At 69.3% G+C, this 4,264-nt stretch carries 4 protein-coding genes; 1 reads left to right on the top strand and 3 read right to left on the bottom strand.

The window, feature by feature from the left end; genetic code table 11:
* Positions 1 to 151 precede the first annotated feature (151 nt).
* Positions 152 to 1,132, top strand: a complete 981-nt coding sequence (locus EG885_RS21895; protein WP_131578912.1) for a siderophore-interacting protein — start codon at positions 152 to 154, stop codon at positions 1,130 to 1,132.
* A gap of 72 nt (positions 1,133 to 1,204) precedes the next feature.
* Here the strand turns inward: EG885_RS21895 and EG885_RS21890 are convergent, their stop codons facing one another.
* The 3 genes from EG885_RS21890 to EG885_RS21880 form a co-directional block, all read right to left on the bottom strand.
* On the bottom strand, positions 1,205 to 2,905 hold the full coding sequence (locus tag EG885_RS21890) for an ABC transporter ATP-binding protein (protein ID WP_131578910.1): 1,701 nt from the start codon (positions 2,903 to 2,905) through the stop codon (positions 1,205 to 1,207).
* A 14-nt stretch (positions 2,906 to 2,919) separates the two neighbouring features.
* Positions 2,920 to 3,687: an ABC transporter ATP-binding protein gene (locus tag EG885_RS21885; protein ID WP_131578914.1), complete on the bottom strand. Its 768-nt coding sequence runs from the start codon at positions 3,685 to 3,687 to the stop codon at positions 2,920 to 2,922.
* On the bottom strand, positions 3,684 to 4,264 hold a 581-nt coding region (locus tag EG885_RS21880), incomplete at its 5' end, for an iron chelate uptake ABC transporter family permease subunit (protein ID WP_165571269.1). The genes EG885_RS21880 and EG885_RS21885, both read right to left, overlap by 4 nt.

Raw genomic sequence — 4,264 nt, 5'->3', positions numbered from 1 at the left:
CAGGGGTGGGGTTGGAAATACGCCAGCCCGGCGCCCTTGCCAAGGCGCGCGGAAGATTTTTCCATCGGCTGCAAAATTCTACGGAATTTTCAAAGTTGACAAAATCACTTTGGAACCGGAAGGATCGCGCCAGCACAAAGGGGATCCTGCCATGTCGCATCTTGCCAGCCATCGCCGTCAGGGCATCATCCCGCGCGCCTCGGGGGCCGCCGCGGCGGTGCTGAAGGCCAGCGCCAGCGCGTGGGAGGCGCCCCTGACCGAGACGCCGGGCGTTCTCAGCCTGTTTCTCTGGGGGTGCGAGGTTCGCCTGACCGCCGAGACCGACAGCGCCCGGATCGAGCTGCTGGCCCCCGATGCGCGCATGATCGGCATCCTGCAGGACCGCGCGACCGAGATCTTTGCCGAGGCCGGGCTGGAGGTCGCATGGGACCGCGTGGACGAGGGCGCGCTGGCACCGGGCCTGTCGGTCATGCGTGTCGCTGCGGTGATCCGCCGCAGCCCCGGATTCCTGCGCATCCGGCTGCAGGGGCCCGATGCGGCGCGGTTCGGGCAGACCAGCCTGCATTTCCGGCTGCTGCTGCCACCGCCGGGCAGGGCGCCGGTCTGGCCGCGCGTCGCGGCCTCGGGGCGCACGACATGGCCAGCGGGGGCGGATGCGCTGCATCGTCCGGTCTATACGGTCGCGGCCCAGCAAGGCGACTGGCTGGAATTCGACATCTTCCGCCATGCGGGCAGCCCGACCTGCGATTGGGCCATGTCGGGGATCGAGGGGTCGCAGGTGGCGATCATCGGCCCCGGCGGCGACTGGTGCCCCGAGGTGCCGGCCCTGAGCCTGTTCGGCGATCAGACCGCGCTGCCCGCCATCGCCCGGATGCTGGATCTGGCGCCGCACCGGGTCAAAGGCCCGGTGCGGGCCTGGATCAGGGCCGCGCCCGAGGATCTGGGCGATCTTGCGGGTGATCCGCGCGTGACGCGCAGCGACGATCTGCTGGCGGCGCTGGCCGGGGCCGATCTGCCGGGCGGTTACGTCTGGTTCGCGGGCCGCGCCCCGGAGGCCCGCGCGGCGCGCCAGCATCTGCTGGGGCGGGGCTGGGGCAAGCGGGATTTCACGGCCGCCGCCTATTGGGACTGAGGCGGGGGCGCCTTCCTCCGGCGGCGGGCAGGCTTTGCCGCCGGATCTGGATATTTGAGTGAAGAAGAAGGGTCAGGCCGCGAGGCGGGCATAGATGCCGTTTTGCGCGATCAGCTCGGCATGGGCGCCCAGCTCGGCGATGCGGCCCTGATCCATGACCACGATGCGGTCGGCGCCCCGGATCGTGCCCAAGCGATGCGCGATGACCAGCGTTGTCCGACCTTGCGAGAGCGCGTCTAGGGCCGACTGAATCTCTCGTTCGGTCTGGCTGTCCAGCGCGCTGGTCGCCTCGTCCAGAATCAGGATAGGCGGGTTCTTGAGGAAGGCGCGGGCAATGGCCACGCGCTGTTTCTGGCCGCCCGACAACATCACGCCCCGTTCGCCCACGATCGTGTCCAGACCGTCGGGCAGGCTGTCGATCAGGCTCGCCAGCTGCGCCTTGGCGGCGGCCTGCCGGATCTCGTCTTCCGAGGCGCCGAGGCGGCCATAGGCGATGTTGTCGCGCAAGGAACCGCCGAACAGGAACACGTCCTGACTGACCAGACCGATCTGGCGGCGCAGGCTGGACAGACGCATCTGCGGCAGCGGGATGCCGTCGATGGTGATGCGCCCCGAGGTCGGGTCGTAAAACCGAGGCAGCAGCGCCAAGAGCGTCGTCTTGCCCGCCCCTGAGGGGCCGACGAAGGCCAGCGTCTCGCCCGCGCGCACGGTCAGATCGATGCCGGACAGGATCGGGCGACCCTCGTCATAGGCAAAGCCCACAGTGTCGAAGCGGATCTCGCCATGCAGGGCGGGGGCATCGACCGCGTCGGGGGCATCGGCGATTTCGGGATCGGTGGCCAGCAATTCCTGATAGCGGCGGAAGCCCGCGATGCCCCGGGGATAGGTCTCGATCACGGCGGCGATCTTTTCCAGCGGGCGATAGAAGACGCCGACCAGCAGCAGGAAGCCCACGAAACCCCCGGTGGTCAGTTCGCCCGACAGCACATAGCCCGCCCCGGTGACCATCACGATCACCTGCACCAGCCGCAGACCCATGTATTGAAGCGCGCTGGAGGCGGCCATGACCCGATAGGCGTCCAGCTTGGCCTGCCGGTAACGGGCATTGTCGGCGGCGAACAGGTGGCTTTCATGCGCCTCGTTGCCAAAGGCCTGCACGACGCGGACGCCGCCCAGAGTTTCCTCCAGCCGGACGTTGAAATCGCCGACGCGGGAATAGATGGCCCGCCATGTGCGCGTCATCCGGCCGCCATAGACGATGACCAGCGCCAGCATCGCGGGCACGATCAGCGCCACGATCACCGCCAGCTGCGGATTGATCCAGTACATCAGCCCGAAGGCGCCGACAAAGGTCATGATGGCGATGAAGGCATCCTCGGGGCCGTGATGGGCGACCTCGCCGATTTCCTCCAGATCGCGGGTGACGCGGGCGACCAGCTTGCCGGTGCGGGCACGGTCGTACCAGCGCCAGGACAGCCGCGTCAGGTGGTCGAAGGCCCGCGCCCGCATGTTGGTTTCGATATTGATGCCCAGCTTGTGGCCCCAATAGATCACCACGGTCAGCAGGCCGGTATTGACCACATACAGCGCCAGCAGACCGGCGGCGGCGGCGACGGTCAGCGACCAGTCGCCCTGCGGCAGCAGATGGTCGATGAAGGCGGTGACGGCCAGCGGAAAGGCCAGCTCGAGCAGGCCCGAGACGACCGCACAGCCGAAATCCAGCCAGAAGAGGCCCATGAAGGGACGGTAATAGGCAAAGAACTGGCGCAGCATCGGATGGGGGCCTTTCAGGCAGGGGTGGCGATGGGATGGCCGTCGGCACGCGTCAGGATCTGCATCGGCAGGCCATAGATGTCCAGCAGCGCGGGCGCGGTCATCAGATCGTCCGGCCCCCCCTGCAGCACGACATGCCCGCCCTTCAGCGCCACGACATGATCGCAGAACCGCGCGGCCATGTTGACCTCGTGCAGCACGATCACCGCGCTGCGGCCCTGCTGGTGGCACATGCGGCGGACCAGGGACAGAACCTCGATCTGATGGGCGATGTCTAGGGCCGAGATCGGCTCGTCCAGCAGCAGGGTGCCTGCGGCCTGCGCGACCATCATCGACAGCCACGCCCGCTGGCGTTCGCCGCCCGACAGGGTGTCGACCAGACGGTCGGCCAAAGGCTCCAGCCCGCATTCGGTCAGCGCGCCTGCCACTGCCGCGTGATCGGCGGGGCCGAAGCGGCCAAGCGCGCCATGCCAGGGATAGCGGCCAAGCGCGGTCAGTTCGCGCACGGTCATCCCCTCGGCCGGGGGGGTGGTCTGGGGCAGAAAGGCCAGACGCCGGGCCAGATCGCGGGCGGGCCATTGCGGCAGGGCGCGCCCCTCGAACGTCACGGTGCCGCCCGAGGGGATCTGGCGCGCCAGCGCGCGCAGCAGCGTGGATTTCCCCGAGCCGTTATGCCCGATCAGCGCGATCATCGCGCCTGCGGGCAAAACCAGCGTCAGCCCGTGCAGCAGGCGGCGGCCCGGGACATCGACGGTCAGGTTGCGGGTGGAAAAGAGCGTCATCGCGGCCTCGTCATCAGCCATAACAGCCAGGGCGCGCCGATCAGCGACGCGAAGAGGCCAAGCGGCAGTTCATAGGGAAAGCCCGCCATGCGGGCGCCGAAATCAGCCGCCAGCATCAGAAGCGCGCCGATCAGGGCCGCGCCGGTCAGCTGGTCGGCGGCGCGCGCCAGCCCTGCGCGCCGGGCCAGATGCGGGGCCATCAGACCGACGAAGGACAGCGGTCCGACCAGCATGGTGGCCGCCCCCGTGGCCAGCCCGGCCAGCACGATCAGCGCGATGCGGGCCTGTGTCAAAGGCAGGCCCAGCCCCTGCGCGACGGGTCCGCCCAGGGGCAGCAGGGCCAGCCAGCGGCCTGCGGCCAGCGCCGCCGCCCACAGCGCCAGCGCGGTCCCGGCCAGCGCCAAAGCGGGCGCCATGGTGATCCCCGAGGATGACCCCGACAGCCAGCCCAGCACCCGGAAGGCGCGCGCATCGCCCGTGGCCATCATCGCCGACAGCACCGCCGAGGCCAGCGCCGACACGGCGATCCCCGCCAGCAGCACCCGTTCGGGCGGCATGTCGCGCCGGGCGGTAAAGG

Origin of the sequence: Paracoccus nototheniae, from assembly GCF_004335005.1 — a bacterium.
Classification (GTDB): Bacteria; Pseudomonadota; Alphaproteobacteria; order Rhodobacterales; family Rhodobacteraceae; genus Paracoccus; species Paracoccus nototheniae.
This window is presented reverse-complemented; position numbering and strand designations above follow the sequence as displayed.